At 69.5% G+C, this 16,370-nt stretch carries 17 protein-coding genes and 1 pseudogene; 12 read left to right on the plus strand and 6 right to left on the minus strand.

Annotated elements, in window-relative coordinates; genetic code table 11:
* Nucleotides 1–183 precede the first annotated feature (183 nt).
* Nucleotides 184–1,437 (minus strand): MFS transporter, encoded by a 1,254-nt coding sequence (locus tag ORV05_RS13810; protein WP_268758886.1) that lies wholly within the window; start codon nucleotides 1,435–1,437, stop codon nucleotides 184–186.
* 52 nt (nucleotides 1,438–1,489) lie between these two features.
* Entirely contained in the window at nucleotides 1,490–2,290 is an 801-nt protein-coding gene (locus ORV05_RS13815; protein WP_268758887.1) for an MBL fold metallo-hydrolase, read from the minus strand.
* A 90-nt stretch (nucleotides 2,291–2,380) separates the two neighbouring features.
* Between ORV05_RS13815 and ORV05_RS13820 the strand changes: the two genes are divergently transcribed.
* Complete coding sequence (locus ORV05_RS13820) at nucleotides 2,381–2,983, plus strand: CGNR zinc finger domain-containing protein (RefSeq protein ID WP_268758888.1); 603 nt, start codon at nucleotides 2,381–2,383, stop codon at nucleotides 2,981–2,983.
* Nucleotides 2,984–3,070: 87 nt separating this feature from the next.
* Entirely contained in the window at nucleotides 3,071–3,823 is a 753-nt protein-coding gene (locus ORV05_RS13825; protein ID WP_268758889.1) for a toxin-antitoxin system YwqK family antitoxin, read from the plus strand.
* A 128-nt stretch (nucleotides 3,824–3,951) separates the two neighbouring features.
* Here ORV05_RS13825 and ORV05_RS13830 read toward each other — a convergent pair whose 3' ends face one another.
* A complete protein-coding gene (locus ORV05_RS13830; RefSeq protein WP_268758890.1) occupies nucleotides 3,952–4,638 on the minus strand; it encodes a hypothetical protein in 687 nt (228 codons plus the stop codon).
* A gap of 43 nt (nucleotides 4,639–4,681) precedes the next feature.
* Between ORV05_RS13830 and ORV05_RS13835 the strand changes: the two genes are divergently transcribed.
* Nucleotides 4,682–5,161 carry a hypothetical protein gene (locus ORV05_RS13835; protein ID WP_268758891.1) on the plus strand — a complete coding sequence of 160 codons (480 nt, stop codon included), beginning with the start codon at nucleotides 4,682–4,684 and terminating at the stop codon, nucleotides 5,159–5,161.
* Nucleotides 5,162–5,444: 283 nt separating this feature from the next.
* Here ORV05_RS13835 and ORV05_RS13840 read toward each other — a convergent pair whose 3' ends face one another.
* Both ORV05_RS13840 and ORV05_RS13845 read right to left on the minus strand, forming a co-directional pair.
* Nucleotides 5,445–6,842 carry an MFS transporter gene (locus ORV05_RS13840; RefSeq protein ID WP_268758892.1) on the minus strand — a complete coding sequence of 466 codons (1,398 nt, stop codon included), beginning with the start codon at nucleotides 6,840–6,842 and terminating at the stop codon, nucleotides 5,445–5,447.
* Nucleotides 6,839–7,774 (minus strand): alpha/beta hydrolase, encoded by a 936-nt coding sequence (locus tag ORV05_RS13845; RefSeq protein WP_268758893.1) that lies wholly within the window; start codon nucleotides 7,772–7,774, stop codon nucleotides 6,839–6,841. Before ORV05_RS13845 ends, ORV05_RS13840 begins: the two co-directional genes overlap by 4 nt.
* Nucleotides 7,775–7,829: 55 nt before the next feature.
* On the opposite strand from ORV05_RS13845, the gene ORV05_RS13850 reads away from it, so the two are divergent.
* The 4 genes and pseudogenes from ORV05_RS13850 to ORV05_RS13865 all read left to right on the plus strand — a co-directional run bounded on the left by ORV05_RS13850 (nucleotide 7,830) and on the right by ORV05_RS13865 (nucleotide 10,511).
* On the plus strand, nucleotides 7,830–8,786 hold the full coding sequence (locus ORV05_RS13850) for a LysR family transcriptional regulator (RefSeq protein WP_268758894.1): 957 nt from the start codon (nucleotides 7,830–7,832) through the stop codon (nucleotides 8,784–8,786).
* A 49-nt stretch (nucleotides 8,787–8,835) separates the two neighbouring features.
* Nucleotides 8,836–9,015, plus strand: a pseudogene (locus tag ORV05_RS13855) (alpha/beta fold hydrolase); the annotation flags it as partial.
* Nucleotides 9,016–9,121: 106 nt separating this feature from the next.
* Complete coding sequence (locus ORV05_RS13860) at nucleotides 9,122–9,760, plus strand: alpha/beta fold hydrolase (RefSeq protein ID WP_268758895.1); 639 nt, start codon at nucleotides 9,122–9,124, stop codon at nucleotides 9,758–9,760.
* A gap of 472 nt (nucleotides 9,761–10,232) precedes the next feature.
* The gene (locus ORV05_RS13865; protein ID WP_268758896.1) at nucleotides 10,233–10,511 is read left to right on the plus strand and encodes a muconolactone Delta-isomerase; all 279 of its coding nucleotides are present in this window, start codon (nucleotides 10,233–10,235) and stop codon (nucleotides 10,509–10,511) included.
* Here ORV05_RS13865 and ORV05_RS13870 read toward each other — a convergent pair.
* Nucleotides 10,508–10,822, minus strand: a complete 315-nt coding sequence (locus ORV05_RS13870; protein ID WP_268758897.1) for a hypothetical protein — start codon at nucleotides 10,820–10,822, stop codon at nucleotides 10,508–10,510. The two genes, ORV05_RS13865 and ORV05_RS13870, sit on opposite strands and share 4 nt — an antisense overlap.
* 406 nt (nucleotides 10,823–11,228) lie before the next feature.
* Between ORV05_RS13870 and ORV05_RS13875 the strand changes: the two genes are divergently transcribed.
* Genes ORV05_RS13875 through ORV05_RS13895 form a run of 5 tightly spaced genes read left to right on the plus strand, consistent with a single transcriptional unit; the run spans nucleotide 11,229 to nucleotide 16,334 of the window.
* Nucleotides 11,229–12,731, plus strand: coding sequence for an APC family permease (locus tag ORV05_RS13875; RefSeq protein WP_268758898.1), 1,503 nt, complete (start codon nucleotides 11,229–11,231; stop codon nucleotides 12,729–12,731).
* Between the two features lie 18 nt (nucleotides 12,732–12,749).
* Nucleotides 12,750–13,526 (plus strand): alpha/beta fold hydrolase, encoded by a 777-nt coding sequence (locus ORV05_RS13880; protein ID WP_268758899.1) that lies wholly within the window; start codon nucleotides 12,750–12,752, stop codon nucleotides 13,524–13,526.
* A 28-nt stretch (nucleotides 13,527–13,554) separates the two neighbouring features.
* A complete protein-coding gene (locus tag ORV05_RS13885; RefSeq protein WP_268758900.1) occupies nucleotides 13,555–14,766 on the plus strand; it encodes a GNAT family N-acetyltransferase in 1,212 nt (403 codons plus the stop codon).
* Nucleotides 14,767–14,784: 18 nt separating this feature from the next.
* On the plus strand, nucleotides 14,785–15,087 hold the full coding sequence (locus tag ORV05_RS13890; protein ID WP_268758901.1) for a hypothetical protein: 303 nt from the start codon (nucleotides 14,785–14,787) through the stop codon (nucleotides 15,085–15,087).
* On the plus strand, nucleotides 15,084–16,334 hold the full coding sequence (locus ORV05_RS13895) for an acyl-CoA dehydrogenase family protein (RefSeq protein WP_268758902.1): 1,251 nt from the start codon (nucleotides 15,084–15,086) through the stop codon (nucleotides 16,332–16,334). The genes ORV05_RS13890 and ORV05_RS13895 overlap by 4 nt, the downstream gene beginning before the upstream one ends.
* The last annotated feature ends 36 nt before the right edge of the window (nucleotides 16,335–16,370 follow it).

Consider the following 16,370-nt stretch of genomic DNA (forward strand, 5'->3'; position numbering starts at 1 on the left):
TGTCTTGTGTGGAATCTTCTTGCGTGATCCTGACCGGTGCGGGGCACGCGGCGCGTCGGACGAGCGGAGACATTTCGGCTACTTCGCCGGCGGTAGGCCGGCTACTCCCGAGGGAGAACGTGCTGGTCGCCACCGGCGGCCAGGGTTCGGGCATGGGGATGGACCGGGCGCTCTGACGGCGGACTATCGATTGCGGGTGACGGCGATGGTGCATACGAGCGCGATGGCGACCAAACTGCCGGAGAGGGCCAGGGTCGGGAAGTTCGTGGCAGCGACGACGAGACCTGAAGCCATTCCGCCGACGGCGCCGGCGACCGCGATGGCGACGTCGACCAGGCCCTGGGTTTTGGCCCGGGTGGCCAGTGGGACGGCGTCGGTGATGATCGCGCTGCCGCTGATGAGGCCGAAGTTCCAGCCCAGACCCAGCAACGCGAGGGCCACCGAGAGCGGGACGACGGAGTCGGCGGGGGCGATCGCGGCGACGATTCCGGCCGCCAGCAGGACCAGTCCGGAGGCGGTGGCGATCGTGAGGCGGCCACAGCGGTCGACGAGCCGGCCGGTCAGGGGCGAGGGCAGGTACATCGCACCGATGTGGATGGCGATGACGAGACCGGAAGCCGCGGTACCGTGGCCGTGGTCGTGCATGTGAACGGGCGTCATCGTCATGATCGCGACCATGACCAACTGGGTGAGCACCATGACCAGCGCACCGGTCAGGACGCCGCCGCGGCGCACGCGCGGCTGGTCGCCGGCACCGCCCGGTTGCGTGGCCGCCGCGGCGGTGCGGTCGGCTTCCATGACGCGAGCCAGTAGCAGTGGATCGGGGCGCAGCCAGATGGTCAGGACCAGGGCGGCGGTCGCATAGGCCACGCCGGCAAGCAGGAACGGCCCGGCGAGGTAGGGGATTCCCAGGGTGCGGGCGAGGCCGCCGGTGGGTGCGGCGAGGTTGGGCCCGACCACACCCCCCAGGGTGGTGGCGACCAGAACGGTGGATACCGCACGGGCGCGGTGCACGGGGGCGGCCAGGTCGGCTCCGGCGTAGCGGGCTTGCAGGTTGGTGGCCGTGCCGGCGCCGTAGACGAACAGCGCGAGGAAGAGCAGGACGGGGTTGCCGACGACAGCGGCGGCGATGACGCCGACGCTGCCGACGGCACCGGTCAGGTACCCGGCGGCAAGGCCGGGCCTGCGGCCCCGGTTTTGCGACACGCGGCCGACGACGACGGCCGCCACCGCGGAACCGGCAGTGCCCAGGGCGCTGGGGAGGCCGGCGAGGCTGGTGGAGCTGAGCATGTCCCGCGCCAGCAGGGCGCCGACCGCGACCCCGGCCGCCAGGCCGGCGCCGCTGAGGACCTGGGCGGCGACCAGGACGGCCAGGGTGCGGCGCTGCACCTGGGAGCGCGTGGGGTGCCCCGTCGGGGCGGGCACGGAAGTCGTCACGGGAGCTCTTTCGGTAGGTGGGACCTGGGCGGAAGCAACCGGCCGGTTCGCCTCAGCCCAGGTCCAGGCGGTCGGCCAGCCCCGCGGCGGTGAACGCCGCCACCAGGTCGGCACGGCCTTCGGTGAAATGGGCCCAGCCGTCGCAGTGGACGGGAACCACCCGGCGAGCGCCGAGGATCGCGGCGGCCTCGGCCGCCTGGGCACTGTCCAGGACGATGAGCTCGCCGTCGAAGAGACCCGGGAAACGGGGAGCCCCGGCGAACAGGACGGCGGTGTCCACCGGGCCGAAGCGCTCGGCGATCTCCTCGACCACGTCGAGCGAGGCGTTGTCGCCGCTGACGTAGACCGTGGGCAGGCCCTCGCCGGTCAGGACGAATCCGACGACCTGTCCGGTGACCGGTTCGACCTCCTCGCGCGTACCTGGTCCGTGGATGGCGGGCACGCCCGTCACGGTGATGGTGCCGCCGCCGGGGCGGTCCAGCTCGATCGACTCCCAGTCGGCCATCCCTCTGGCCCCGCTGCCCAGCCGCCGCCCGCCCCCCGGTGTGGTGAGGGTGAGTGGGACGTGGGCGAGCAGAGCACGGCCCGAGTCGTCGAGGTTGTCGGGGTGCTCGTCGTGGGACAGCAGGACCACGTCGACGAGGCCGAGGTTGGCGGGTGCGACAGAGGAGTGCGCGGTCTTGGTCAGGATCGGAGGACCCGATCGCTGGTGGTCGTCAGGGGCGTAGTAGTCGCCCGGAGCGTCAAAGGTCGGGTCGGTGAGAAATCTCAGCCCACCGTATTCGAAGAGCACAGTCGGACCGCCGAGGACGCGGACGGGAAACCACTCGTCGGTTGTGTCGGCAGAAGCCACGAAGAATCTCCTCACGGATGAGTCCATAGTTATCCGTGAAGTGACGCTACAGGCTCCTCATGGATAGGCACAAGCCGTACCATGAGAACGATGAGCGAGACCACGACCGGCGAGTCCGTGCTGCCGCCCGCGCCAGGGGCGGAGCAGTACCTTGCCCTCGCCTTCGTCAACACCACCATCGCGCTGCCGGGTGGGCAGTTCGTCGATCTCATCGGCACCCCTGCGGCGACGGGTCGGTGGCTCGTGGAACACGGCCTCGCGCCGGCCGGGGTCGACGTGCAGGAGATGTGCGCGGCGCGCCTGCGCTCGCTGCGCGAACACGTCAGGGCGTTGCTCTCCGCCCGCGTCGCCGGGCTCCCCGCCTCGCCCGTGGCGCTGTCCGCCGTCAACGACGCCCTGAGCGGAGTGCCCGCCACCGCGCTGCTGTACTGGGACGAGAGGGACGGCCCCTATCGCGTGGTCCCGTGCCCCACCAACGAGATTCTCGAACACGCTCTGGCGATCCTCGCGGTCAACGCGGCCGACCTCCTCACCGGTCCTGACGCCGAACGCCTCATTAGTTGTGAATCCACTCCTTGCAACCGTTACCTGCTGCGCCACGGCCGCCGCCACTGGTGCTCCACCCGCTGCGGCGATCGAGCCCGTGCCGCTCGCGCCTACACCCGCCGCACCCACCCCGGGACCTCCGGCTGACAGGGGTGCCCGCGGTGTCGGGCGAGAGCACCGTCCAACAGTTCTGGCTCAACACGCTGCTCGCGGGGTAGCAGTACGGTGATCGGCGTGACGGGGCGCGAGCACGATCAGGACGTGGACGGTGAGGGCCGACAGGCTTGCGAGACACAGCCATCGGACGGTGGGGCGCCAAAGGTGCGGATCGACTGGAGGCTGGATCGCCGGGACATCGATGACGGCGGCATCGACGGGCCGCCTCTGACGTACCAGGGCGTGCCGTTTACCGGCGAGGTGGTGGAGGCCATCGGTGATCAGTTGCTCTGGCAGGACTTCTATGTCGACGGCTACCAGCACGGACTGGCCCGACAGTGGTGGGCCGACGGGCCGTTGATGGCCGAGGGCCTCATGGTCTGGGGTCATTGCCGCGGTGTGTTCCGGTCCTGGAACCACGATGGCACCCTGGCCAAGGAACAGGTCTTCGACGATGCGGAAGAGCTGATCGAAGTGCGTGAGGATTTCGGCCCGGCCCGTCCCGACGCACTGCCCAGGTCCTGCCCGCAGTGCGGGCTGGACCTGGTGCAGGAGATCACTCGTCATGCGGCCCACGGGGGCCAAGAAGGCACCGACGAATGGTGGAGGTGCCCCGGTTGCGGGTTCCTGGGACGTCCTGATCTCGGGGGTCGCCCGATCCTGCACCCCTTCGTGCGCCCGACCGGCGAAGACGGGGATTGCGTTTTCTGCGGCGGGGAGGAGTGCAACCGGGCGAGCGAGACGTTCGTCCGGGACGGGTGGCTGTGCGGGTGGGTCGTCTGCATGGCCTGCGGCCGGGAGAACGTACGCCGGATCAAGCGCGTCCGGTAAACGACTCTCAGCGTCATCGGCCGTCACCGATCTCATGACACGGACTGGCCAAGGATCTCGGTGACCGCTCACGCGGCGAGCCGCGCTGTGGGATGCCGTATGGGCGTGAGGATCCACTTTCGAACAGGTCATAGCGGCCTCTGACCCAGTTTGGGGTAGTAGGTCAGCTGGTACGGCGACAGCTCGGAGACGGCCAGCTGACCCGCGCCCCGGCAGATGGGGCAGACGTGTTTCCCGCCGCATTGGAGGCAGTTGCCGCGCCCGTGGGGCTCGCTGGGCACCCAGCCGCGTCCGCCGCACTCGTGGCAGGCGCCGAGGCCGTCGCACTCATAGCAGAGCACGAAGCCGGACGTCAGGGTCTCGGGCGTTCGGACCGGCTCCGGCCACTGGAACTCCTCCAGTTCGCGCAGGGCCAGGGCGGGGGTCGACCCGGTGTAGAGCACGGACGAACTGCGGTCGCTCGTGCGGATTTCGATGCGAGTACCGCTGGAATGCCGGGCGGTGAGGACGTACGTGCGCTTCGTGCCGTCGATCTCCTCTTCCGGCCCGGCGATGTTCCAGCCGGCCGGGTCGAACAGGCTGGCTGCCCTGGAGGCGACGTGGGCGGCGCCGACCCCTTCGGGGCGATCCCCACGGAACACGGCCGAGTAGCTGTAGCGCAAAGGCTCGTGCCAGTCGGCGACGCCCGGCCAGTCGAGGAAGAGGAGGCCGAGGTCGGCACCCGGGGTCAGGTCGTTGATCAGCTCGACGAGCTGCGCACGCAGGGAACGCCCGAGCCGGTCCAACTCCTCACGCGCCCCAGGTATTTCTCCCACGGGAGGCCCCCTTCTCTCGCCTGATTACCGGCATCCTATGCGAGTGAGAACGGTGGAAACGCAGGCAGCCGCACGTACTCAGCTGCTACGGCACTTCACGGAGACGCTCTGTGCGCTGCCCCCGGAAGTGTCGCTGGCGCTACGGCACCCGGACCTGCCCCACGCGGTCCTGCACGGCGGGGTTGTCCTGTCCGGGGACCTGAACCATCCCGACGGGTGGGCCACCTTCGACATCAGGTACTGGATACTGGGAACCACGCCGAACACATGCGACCGGTACTTCGACCTGGTGACAGGGGCGTGGCGCGAGTGGGGCTGGGCGAGCAGGGACGAAGGGGATGCCCGTATACGCATGGGTTGGGCCGACACCCCCGCCGGGTACGGCTTCGCCCTCACGCGGAGTGTGAACGGCTACCTGAGCATGGCCGGCTCGACACCGCTGTTCCTGCGGGACTCGGTCGTAGGGGAACCGATGCCGACGCGGATTGCTTGGCGGAACGGGGAGGCGGTGTCCTCTTTGTAGTCGGGCTCGCGGAGTGAGTGGTGCGCATCGTGAAGTGGCGGGTCACGAACCTGGTGCGCGTCGGTGTCGGCATGCTCGCGCTGGTTATGGGTGAATGAACCGCCCCGGTTGAACGAACCGCTGTAAGCCCAGTGCCGGGCTCGGGGAAGTCGACGTGAAACCGGCCCAGCCCGCTCGTCAGAACGTTGCGGCGGTGAGCGCGGATACCGCGCCCACCGCCGCAACGCCGGTCTTCGCCGCACCATCGTGCGCCGGTGAACGCAGTGCGGCAGAAGATGACCCGTCAAGGGCGGGCCGGATCTGCCGGTGCCGTTCGCATCGAGCGGTTGAGCAGGCCTCCCGCGCAGAGCGCGGCCAGCGCGAACGCCACGGCTTCGTAGGCCATCGCGTGCCACAGCGCGTCTCCGGCGTTCCCGGCGGGCACGGAGTAGGCCATCCCCGCGAACGTGACGCCCAGCGTCCCGCCCAGTTGCTGTGCGGTCGGGAGCAGTCCCGAGACCGAGGTGGCGGCCTCGGGGCGTGCCCTGGCGAGGACCTGGGTGAACGCCGAAGCGGTGAACACCCCGAAACCGATTCCGCCCAGGCACAGGGCGAGCCACAACACCCAGGGCGGGTTCTGCCCGCTGAGGGCCGCCGCGACGGCGAGGGACACCAATCCCATCGTGACGGCCGACCCGGCGAGGGCGCAGGTGCTCCAACTCCTGCGGAGGCTGTTCGCGATGCCGCTGCCGGCCAGGGCACCCACGGCGTACGGGGTGATCGTCAATCCTGTCCGGAGTGGACTCCAGCCCTGTGCGCCCTGCAGATGCATCGACAGCAGCAGGGTGAAGGACGGTACTCCGGCGTTGAAGACGAGGACCGTCGCAAGGCCCCACCTCGTCGCCGGATCGGCCAGAGTGGACGGATGCACGAGTGGGTCGGCCACCCTGTTCTGGGAAACCATGAACCCGGCGAGCAGCGCCAGTGCCACGGCCATGCTCACCCACGTCCACATCGGCCAGCCGGCGTCCCGCCCCGCCGTCAGGGGCAGCACCAGCAGGGCCAAGCCCAGCAGGCTCAGGCTCGCGCCGACCGGGTCGACGCGCTTTGCCGCACGTCGCGCCCGGTGGGACGGCAGCAACGGCGACAGCAGGAGGGCGGCGACCCCGACGGGTACGGTCAGCAGCATCGCGGCCCGCCAGCCCAGCCCCAGCGGGTTGAGCTGGATCAGCACCCCACCGAGCACCGGGCCGGCCAGCGAGGCCGCCGCCATGGTCGCCCCGTAGGCACTCAGCGCGGCGGGCTGGCGGCTCGCGGGCAGCGCCGTCTGAATGATCGACAGGATCTGCGGTGCCATGAGGCCGCTGCCGATGCCTTGCACCAGGCGGCCCGCGACCAGAAGCCAGGCTTCGGGTGCCGCGGCCGCGAGGATCGAGGCGATGGTGAACAGGGCCATCCCGGCCACGAACATCCGCCGGTAGCCGTACCGGTCGCCCAGCCGGGCCGAGACGATCAGCGAGCAGGCGTAGGTGAGGGTGTACCCGGCGAGGACGAGCTGGCTCGCGCCTGCCCCGGCGCCGAGATCCCGCCGCACGTCGACCACGGCCACCTGCATGACCGTCACGCTGAACAGCTGGACGAAGGTGCCGGACAGAATGATCGGCAGGAGGAGCCTGGAAGCCGGAGAACGCGGGGGTGTCATCGGACCGGTCGCTGCAACGACACCGTGGCCAGCAGCGTCGCGAGCTCCTCGGGCCGGGTCGCGAAGGGCGAGTGGCCGCCGCGCAGGGAACGGACCTGGAACGGCAGGTCCGGTGTCAGCCGGTCGGCCTCGGAGATCATCAGGTCCTGGGTGACGAGGGGTAGCGCCAGGTCGTCGGTCAGCCGGATGAACGTGCGGGCGATCCGCCCCCAGCGTTCGGGCGAGAGCGGCACCGGCGTGGTGAAGCTCGAGAACGGGTGATCCGGGTGCAGGAACTGGCGCCAGGAATCGGAAGCAGCCGGGGGGAGGTCGTTCAGGAAGGCCCGGCGGATGAGGTCGATGTCGGCCTGGTCGGGCGAGAGCGGGTTGATCCGGAAGGCGCCCAGCTCGGCCGGGTCGCCGAGGGGCGGGACCTGTACCGCACCGGCGTTCTCCTCCGCGTCGATGTAGTCGGAGAACCGGGGGCGGCCTGCCGGGACGAACGACGACAGGTACACGAGGTGGTCGAGCAGCTCGGGCGCCCGCTCGGCGGCCACCGAGGCCGGGGCGCCTCCGGCGCTGTGGGCGACCAGAACCACGTTGCGGTACCGGGTGCGGGCCGCCACGAGCGCGTCCAGCACGACATCGGTGAGGTGGTCCATCGTGATCTCGCTCAGTGCCGACTTCTCACTCGCGAGCCCAGGCTGTCCGGTGCGGAAATAACCGGTCGGATGCGGTGCGCCGAACCCGGCCCCGGGGAGGTCGATCGCGATGGTGGCGAGACCGTGGCGCGCCAGGGCGCGTTGCGTGGCCGCCCAGTGCAGCGCGGAATGCCAGGCGCCGTGGACGAGCAGGACGACGGTTTCGGGTGCGGACGGACGGGTCATGTCGGGGCCCTTCTGCCAGTGGTGATCGGTGGACCACTCCAGATCACCCTGGTCGCCCCGTTTCATCCAGGGAAATATCTCACGGGCACTCCCGCGATATCCTGGACGTATCGTTGGGCTCATGGAAGCCCGTCACCTTCGCTACGCGCTCGCCCTCGCCGAGCACCAGCATTTCGGCCGCGCGGCCACGTCGCTGGGCATCGCCCAGCCGCCGTTGTCGACCCAGATCGCCGCACTCGAGCGGGAAGTCGGCGAGCGGTTGTTCGACCGCACTTCGCGGGGCGTTTTCCCGACGGCGGCCGGTGAGGCCTTTCTCGCCCGGGCGCGCACCGCGCTCGCCGAGATGAACCGTGCCCGGATCGACGCGGGCCGGGCGGCGCGCGGGGAGACTGGGCGGCTGCGGCTCGGGTTCATCGGATCCGCGCTGCTCGACCCCTTGCCGGGGGTGATCGGCCGGTTCCGCCGGACCCATCCCGAAGTCCGGCTTTCCCTGCAGGAACTGGACAGTTCGGCAGCGTCGGCTGCCCTCCTCGCCGGTGAGCTCGACGTCGCAGTCGGCCGGGGCAGCCCCCGTGGTGCCGGCGTCGAGGACCTGGTCAGCGTGCCGATCGGGGAGGATCATCTGGTGGCGGTGGTCTCCGTGGTCCATCCCTTTGCCGGGCGCCCGTCCGTCGCCGCCGCGCAGCTGGCCGGTGAGCCGCTCGTGGTCAGCCCGGACGCGGCGAACTCCTACCTGAGACGGTTGTTCGGCGCGGACCCGGCCGTCCTCGACGGGGCCGCGTTGGCGCGCGACATCCACACGATCGCCGGGCTGGCGGCGTGTTGCGCCGGGGTCGGCCTCGGCCCGAACCGGATGCGGATGATCGCTCGCAAGGACATCTGGTTCTGCGACGTCGAACCCCGGTTCCGGCTGCCGGACCTGCAGATGTCTTTCCGGGTGACCGATTCCTCGCCGGTTCTCACGGCGTTTCTTTCGGTGGTGCGCCGGAACTGCGCGAGCGTCGGCACCCGGCTCGACGCACTGCTCGCCCGGCACCCGGCTGCCACTGAGCGGCAACCGGGGCTTGGCGCGTCGTGAGCGGTGCGTCCACTGTGGTTCGTGAATGCCGGAAATCCAAGGGAGAAACATGTTTTCAGGCAGACGTGAGTCGGTGAGTCTTGACGACGTCGAGCTGGCTTACCGCGTGGTCGGTGAAGGGCCGGAACTGGTCGTCCTCCTCCACGGCTGGCCCCAGACGGGCGAGTGCTGGCGCCGTGTCGTGGAGCCGCTCAGCCGCGGCCGCACCGTCGTGGCCCCCGATCTGCGGGGCTACGGCGTCTCCGGCCTGGCGCGGTCGGGGGCCTACGACAAACGCTCCACCGCGTCCGACCTCGGCGGCCTGATCCCGGCACCGGGGGTTCGAGTCGGCGGTGGTGATCGGTCACGACCGTGGCGCGCGCGTCGCGCACCGCTGGGCGCTCGACCGCCCCTGGGAGGTCGATGCGCTGGTGCTGCTCGACATCCTGCCGACCAGGGTGGTCATGAACTCGTTCGACCGCGACTCGGCGAGTGCGATGTGGCACTGGTTCTTCCACCGCAATCCGGAACTGGCGGAGAAACTGGTCTCCGGAAACGTCGAGTCCTACCTCGGTCACTTCTTCGCGCGCGTGCGCGAATCCGGCGCCGTCGACCAGAAAACCTTCCGGCACTACGTCGCCGCGTTCAGCGATCCGGACCGCCTGCGGGCGTCCTTTGAGGACTATCGGACCGGTTTCTCGGTGGATCTCGACCTCGATGAGGCGGATCACGCCCGGGGGCTACGGGTGCGGTCGCCGCTGCTCGTGCTGTGGGGTGCCGAGGGGGGACTGGCCGGGAGCGACGTCGTGCGCGTCTGGCAAGAGCACCACGCCGGTCCCGCCGCCGTGAGCGGTCACGCCGTCCCCGGTGGGCATTACGTTCCCGAAGAAGCACCCGGGGAAGTCGTGCGCGCCGTCGAGTCGTTTCTCGACCAGGCACGAGGAGCGGGTCGAGGGCCTTCCCCGCACTCGGCCTCACGGCGGAGGAACTGCTGACCACGACCCACATGCCCCACGCCGCGCCGCCGCAGCACGACTTGCGAGCGGGAACGCCCGCGCGGCATTGCCGGCACCGCCGCGGCCGGGCGCCGCGCTGGTGACGCCCAGCTCCGTCCTGCGGAGTCACGGCTGAAACAAGCACGTGGGATTGGCCGGTGCGGTACGGCGCCGGGTGGCCCCTCACGCGTGGCGGCCATGGCCGGGTGCGCTCGGTCGATCGCGGCGCCGTTCAGTACGCCTACCCTGCGGGCGACGATGCGGCGCCGGAGTTGTATAAGGTGGTCCCGCTCCGCGTGCGGACCGATGATCAGCCGGAGCCGTAAGAACGAGGCCAAGGGGCCGGGCTGGAGAGCCACGAACTCAGCGCACGTCGTCGCGCCCCGGAATGATCACCTCGAGAGGCGGGTTGACCGTCGTGGGCGTGACGGACGCCCGATGAACGATCGACCCACCCTGCGGGGAGTTAGCGATGTCCGACTACCTGGTGCACATCGATGTCTCCGGCATCTACGCGTTGCCTGAACCCGAGCGCCACGAACTCGTCGCGAGGGAGCGGGCGGCCGGACGGAAACTGATCGACGCTGGCACACTGGTCAAGCTCTGGTCCGTGCCGGGCAAGAAAGGCAACTTCGGCATCTGGTCGGCCGACACTCCCGATGAGCTCCACGAGGCGCTCCAGAGCCTGCCCATCTACCCGTACGCGACGTTCGAGGTCCACCCGCTGGCCACCCACCCGCTCTTCGCCTAGCTGTTGTGGGTCATGGCGTTGTCGACCAGCCGGATCACGTCGAGACCGGCGAGGTTGTCGGCCACGCCGGGGCCATTCCTCTTCCATGTCAAGTCCTGCTGTGTTGCCTGGGTGCCCGGGACTCGTCGAGGTCGGGTCGGATCCGCGAACCTGGGCGATGCTGCGCGGGTCAGGTCGATCAGGTCCGTGCGATCCCGCTCGAACCGGCGATAACGGTTACCGGCAGCGCGATCGTTCCGGCCGACCTGCCCACCCGATCTGCCACGGCTCATGTGGCCGCGTTCCGCGACGCCGACGCCGGCCTGAACCACCGACGGACACCATCGGAATCCGTATCCGATTTCGCTTCGGACTGAAATAAAATGAACGAGGCAGTGAGCCGCCGGAAAGCGCGATATCAGGTGAAGAAATTGCCTGTTTCACCAGGTGGTCGCTCTGTGAGAGCGCTGGAAAACGCCGGTTCCTTCAATTAGTGTCGCCTCGTGCCCCCGATGGTCCCCTTCTTCAGCAGGCGCTACCTGGACCTGTGCCGGATGTCCGGCTCCCTCTGTCACTGAGCCCGACAACCCCTGACGACCGCGCCGGAAGCGGTCGTCGCGCCTACATTCCTTCCTTTTTCCGCCGCGAATTGCGCTGCGGACACCCCGTGCTGCCTGGCAAATCCCGTCAGGTCTGTCCCGTTTTCGGTTCTGTCACCGAAAGGTTCGGCCCACCATCATGACCGCAGAAGCATCCATCCCGGAGAGCGGCTCCGCCGTTCTCGACGCACCCGGGGGCGAACTGCCCGCCGGTGCCGTATCCGGTCTCGGCGTCTTCGCCCAGGGCCTGGCCGCCGCGGCGCCCAGCGTGGCGATCGCGGGCGTGCCGGGCTCACTGTTCCTCGTCGCGGGCAAGGGCGCTCTCTGGGCGGCCATCGTCGGCGGCGTCCTCGTGTACCTCGTCGCCACGGTGATCGCGCTGCAGGCGCGGCGTACGGTTTCGTCCGGTTCCCTCGGCACGTACGCGGGCAACGGCCTCGGCCCGGTGGCGGCCTTCGTCACCGGGTGGGCGCTGATCATCGGCTACATCGGGTTCGCCGCCGGCGGGGTGCTCGGCGCCGTACTGTACTTCAATTCCTTCCTGCAGGAGATCGGGCTGCACACCGATCACCTGGTGGTCAAGATCGCGCTTTTGGTGCTGGCCACCGCGGCCGCGCTGTACATCCCCTTCCGCGGCGTGAGCGTCTCGGTGAAGCTGGGCCTCGGATTCGAAGTGGTGTCCCTGCTCGCGATCGGGATCATCCTGGTCGCCTCGTATGTGACCTACGGCGCGCGTATCGACGGCGGCCAGTTCACGCTGAGCCACCTGGGCAGCAGCACCACCCTGATCGCCGCGGTGACCGCTGTCGGTTCTTACGCCGGATTCGAAAGCGCCGCCTCACTCGGGCACGAGGCCCGCGACGCGCACCGCAACGTGCCGCGCGCGATCCTGCGGCTGGTGATCGGGCTGGGCGTGCTGTACCTGCTCGCGACCTACCCCGAGGTGCTCGGTTTCCAGGGCCCGGAGCAGCTCGGCACCGACAGCACCCCGTTGCCGGTCGTCGCGCGGAACGCCGGCGTCAGCTGGGTGACCTATGTGGTGGATCTGACGCTGGGCACGGCGATGATCGTGTTCTCCTCGGCGGTCATCAACTCCGGGGCCCGCAGCCTGTTCACCCTCGCCAGGGAACACGCGCTCCCGAGCTCGCTCGGCCGCGTGCACACACGCTTCCGGACGCCTCACGTGGCGATTGCCTTCGTAGGGTTGGTCGGGTTCGTCATCGGGCTGATCGGCACGGTGAACACCGTCGGCCGGTTCCAGTGGGACGTCTACGTCGGGATCGTGTCAAGTTACGCGTACCTGTTCGCCTACCTGCTCGTGGCCATCGCGACACCGTTGTGGCTGCGCCGGATCAAAGCGCTCTCGGCGGGCAGTCTCGTCGTCTCGGTGCTGGCGGTCGCCGGAATTCTTTACGTCATCTACAAAAACCTGATCCCGGTCCCGGAAGGCGCCTACCGGTACCTGCCCTACGTCTTCCTGGCGCTGCTGCTCGTCGGGCTGGGCCGCTTCCTGCGGTTGCGGATCACCCGGCCGGACGTCGCGGCGAGGGTCGGCTCGATCCAGACCTTGTCCCAGGCCGAGCAGGACCGGCTCGCCGAACTCGGCATCCTCGACGCGGTACGCCGACAGCCGGTCCACTGAGGACAAGGAGGAGATACCATGCCATTCTTCGACAGTCCCGACGCGCGCCTGTACTACCGCGCCTGGGAGGTCGACCGGCCCGTCGCCGGATTCGTGTTCCTGCACGGCGGAGGGGAGCACTCGGGCCAGTACAGCCGTCTGGCCTCCCGCCTCAACGCCGCGCACATCGACGTCTGGGCCATCGACCACCAGGGCCACGGTATCTCTGGTGGCGCGCGCGGGGTGGTGCGTTCTCTCGACGTGCTGGCCCGCGATGCCCGGCCCCTGGTCGACATCGTGCGCGAACGCCGCCCAGGGGTGCCGCTGGTCATCGGCGGCCATTCTCTCGGGGGATGGACGACGGCGCTGGTGGTCGCCAAGAACCCGTCGCCGTTCTCGGGCGCGGTGCTGACCGGTGCCAGCCTGCGCGGGCGCACCTCGCTCGAGGAAACGTCCCATGGCGGCGATTTCCGGTTCGACATCTCCCTGCTGGCAGCGGACCCGGACTATCGTGAGGAACTGGAGAAGGACCCGCTGGTGCAACTCGTGCTGCCGGAGCCCCGGGTGACCGCCGCCGCGCTCGCCTCGGCCGCCAGGGATCTCGAGACGGCGTTCGCCACGGCAACCCTGCCGGTGCTACTGGTCAACGGCACCAGGGACGCGCTCGCGTCCATCGAGGACGCTCGGCACTGGCATGCCACGCTGGCACAAGCGCGGCTTGTCGAAATCCGCGACGGTCTGCACAACGTGCTCAACGACGTCGATCACGTCGAAGCCGTCGACGCTATCCGCGACTTCGTTCTCGAGAGCGTTTGAGTATGTCCGGCAGGAACGGAGTGAAAGTATGACGGGCAACCAGAAATTCGAGATCCGGGCGCTGACCGCCGCCGAGGAGGTCAACGCCGGTTTCCAGGTGTTCCTCCGTGCCATGGTGGGCCTGCCCTTCCGCGAGGTGGACGCCACCGAGATCACCGAACCGGGACGCTACCTCGGCGCTCTGGACGGTACGGAAGTCGTCGGCGGGGCGGACTCCTACGGCAGCTGGCTGGTCGTGCCGGGCGGCGCCCGTGTACCGCACGCGGCGGTGACCCACGTCGGAGTGCTGCCGACCCATCGGCGCCGGGGCATCGTCAGCGCTCTCGTCGCCCGGCAACTGCGGGACTTCGCGCAGCGGGGCGAGGTGGTCGCGTCCCTGCGGGCGTCGGAAGCGGTCATCTACGAGCGTTTCGGTTATGGAGTCGCGAGCTCCGCGCAAGCGGTGCGGGTGAACCTGCGCCGCGCGCTGCTTCGTCCCGAAGTACCCGCAGGTGGGACGGTGCGGCTCGTCGACAGCGCGGTCACCACCGCGCTGCTGGCCGGCATCTACGAGCAGGCCCAGTGGACCGGCGCGATCGGGCGCCCGGCGGGGTGGTGGCGGCTGCGGGAGAAACTCCGCGACTCCGACCCGGCGGCGCAGTACGTCGTGGTCCACAGCAGCGGCGGTGTGGATGACGGGTACGCGATCTACCGCCCGGCGGACACCACTGGCTGGTTCACCAGCAGGGAAAAGACCGTCACGGTGACCGACTTCGTCGCACTCACCGATTCCGCGCGGGCCGGGCTGTGGCGGCACCTGCTGTCACTGGATCTGCTCGACGTGGTTTCGTTCGACTCACTCGCGCTCGACGACCCGCTGCCGCTCGCCGTCGTCGACCGCCGAGCGGTGGAACTCGGCTCCGCGCACGACGAGACCTGGCTTCGCCTGGTCGATGTGGAGGCGGCATTGCGAGCGCGAACCTGGGGCGATGGAGATCCTGTCGTGCTGCGCGTGCACGACGCGCTTCTGCCCGCCAACAACGGAACCTTCGAGGTCGGCCCGAAATCCGTGGTGCGCACGGAGGCCGCTCCTGAGCTGAGCGTCGATGTCACGACCTTGGCCGCCGCGTACCTCGGCGGCACCCGCTGGCGCCATCTCGCGGCCGCGGGCCGGGTCGGCGTCCACGACCCGGACGCTCTCCGCCGCGCGGACGGCCTGTTCGCCGTGGCTTCGCTGCCGTTCTCCGGCACCCTGTTCTGAACCGTCAGGAGATCACCCATGACCGACGGCTGCATCTGCTGCTTCTGGGCAATCCGCGATTCGGCAGCGCGTGGCGCTATCCCGGGGTGGACAACGAGCCCACCGCCGTGTTGCGCATTCGGCCTGACGTGTGTCCTCATCGGACACAACCTGGCGATCATCGAGTCCCTGTGCGACCGCGTCGGCGTGCTGCGGCAGGGCTCGCTGGTGGAGATCTTCGCGGCGGACGAGTTGTTTTCGCCCGAACGACATCCCGACACCCGGGCACTGCTGGACGCCGTGCTCCCGATCCACTCACGCCGAGACAGAGAGGCATCATGACCACGACCGACGAAAAGACCGCACTGACCTACCTGCGTCCCGCCACCGCGACCGACGCGGGGCTTTCCGCCCGCTTCCAGCCGGTGTTCGACCGGATCGCCGAGGGCAATGTGCCTCGCGAGAAGGACCGTGTCTTCCCGTACGAGCAGGTGAGCTGGCTCAAGGAGGCGGGTTTCGGCCGGGTGCGGATCCCAGCCGAACACGGCGGCTTCGGAGCTTCCTTGGCGCAGACCTTCGCACTGCTCGCCGATCTTGCCGAAGCCGACGCCAACGTCGCGCACGTCTGGCGCAACCACCTGGCATTCGTCGAAGACCGGCTCAACGCGGCGCCCTCGGCCGCCAACGACCGGTGGATCCGGCGGTTCCTCGACGGCGAGTTCGTCGGCGGCGGATGGACGGAGGCCAACAACGGCACCTTCGCCAACCTCAAGACCACGGTCCGCAAGGACGGTGACCGGTGGCTGGTGAACGGCGCCAAGTTCTACGCCACCGGCAGTCTCTACGCCGACTGGCTCGACGTCCTCGGGAAGGGCGACGGGGACAGCGTGCTGACGGCGCTGGTGCGCCGCGAACACCCGGGCGTCGAACTGGTCGACGACTGGACCGGTTTCGGGCAGCGCACGACGGCGAGCGGCAGCGCGAACTACCGTGACGTGCCCGCAGAGGAAGGCGATGTCTTCCCGGCCGGGGAGCGCTTCGTCTACCAGGGCCAGTTCTACCAGACGGCCATGCTTTCCGTACTGGCCGGAATCACGCGTGCGGCGCTGCGGGACGGAATCGCCGCGCTCAAGGCCCGCGGCCGCAACTACCCGCAAGGCCTGGATCCCGAACCCGCCGCCGACGCGCAACTGCTGCAGGTGATCGGCCAGGTCTCGGCGCACGCCTTCGCCGCGCGAGCGGCATTGCGCGCGTCGGCGGGCAGCCTCGACCTGGTGGCCGCGGCACACGCCGCGGGCGACCAGGTGATTCGCGAACAGCGCGTGCTCGAAGCCGAAGTGGTCACAGCGCAGGCGCAGCTGGCGGTCATCGACGCCGCGCTCCAGGCGACGACCACCGTCTTCGACGCGCTCGGAGCCTCAGGCGTGTCGGAGAACAGGCTTTTGGACCGGCACTGGCGCAATGCGCGCACGCTGGCCTCGCACAACCCCCGCGTCTACAAGGCACGCATCCTGGGGGACTGGCTGGTCAACGGAAAAGACCCGGTGCCCAACCTGGCGGCGCTCGGTCGCGGTGGTCAGGGTGACTGACGACCAGGGGCCCGGATCTCCGCACACTGCTCCGGA

It is taken from the genome of Amycolatopsis cynarae (assembly GCF_026802195.1).
In the GTDB taxonomy this organism is placed as follows: domain Bacteria; phylum Actinomycetota; class Actinomycetes; order Mycobacteriales; family Pseudonocardiaceae; genus Amycolatopsis_E; species Amycolatopsis_E rhizosphaerae.

Coding starts and splice junctions, on each gene's coding strand:
- ORV05_RS13820 (WP_268758888.1), top strand. CDS start 2,381: ATGAGCGAGACCACGACCGGCGAGTCCGTGCTGCCGCCCGCGCCAGGG.
- ORV05_RS13880 (WP_268758899.1), top strand. CDS start 12,750: ATGCCATTCTTCGACAGTCCCGACGCGCGCCTGTACTACCGCGCCTGG.
- ORV05_RS13895 (WP_268758902.1), top strand. CDS start 15,084: ATGACCACGACCGACGAAAAGACCGCACTGACCTACCTGCGTCCCGCC.
- ORV05_RS13865 (WP_268758896.1), top strand. CDS start 10,233: ATGTCCGACTACCTGGTGCACATCGATGTCTCCGGCATCTACGCGTTG.
- ORV05_RS13885 (WP_268758900.1), top strand. CDS start 13,555: ATGACGGGCAACCAGAAATTCGAGATCCGGGCGCTGACCGCCGCCGAG.
- ORV05_RS13840 (WP_268758892.1), bottom strand. CDS start 6,842: ATGACACCCCCGCGTTCTCCGGCTTCCAGGCTCCTCCTGCCGATCATT.
- ORV05_RS13845 (WP_268758893.1), bottom strand. CDS start 7,774: ATGAAACGGGGCGACCAGGGTGATCTGGAGTGGTCCACCGATCACCAC.
- ORV05_RS13890 (WP_268758901.1), top strand. CDS start 14,785: ATGACCGACGGCTGCATCTGCTGCTTCTGGGCAATCCGCGATTCGGCA.
- ORV05_RS13875 (WP_268758898.1), top strand. CDS start 11,229: ATGACCGCAGAAGCATCCATCCCGGAGAGCGGCTCCGCCGTTCTCGAC.
- ORV05_RS13850 (WP_268758894.1), top strand. CDS start 7,830: ATGGAAGCCCGTCACCTTCGCTACGCGCTCGCCCTCGCCGAGCACCAG.